Source organism: Photobacterium sp. R1 (assembly GCF_054600795.1).
Window position 1 is genome coordinate 1 of record NZ_BAAHZP010000850.1, and the last position, 245, is coordinate 245.

Genomic DNA, 245 nt, shown 5'->3' on the forward strand with positions numbered 1-245 from the left:
GGTGATACCGATATCCTGCATAGTGACGCCATAAGCCCCTGCTTTGTCTTTGTCTATGCTGATCTTCATGGTGGCGGAGTCGAAGTTCAGATCCAAGTTTGAATACACAAACATCGGATTTTTGGTGACATCATCCAGAATCGAACCGGCCACCTGAAACAGGCTTTCAAAGTTGTTGGGAGTCGTTATGACAAACTGGATGGGCAGACCAGAACCCGCACCCGGCAGTTCCGGCATCTGGAAAG

The 245-nt window shown here is 49.4% G+C and carries 1 protein-coding gene; it reads right to left on the bottom strand.

Going from position 1 to position 245, the window contains the following annotated elements; genetic code table 11:
- A partial coding sequence (locus ACYP03_RS27475) for a hypothetical protein (protein WP_459782869.1) occupies positions 1–245 on the bottom strand: 245 nt, incomplete at both ends.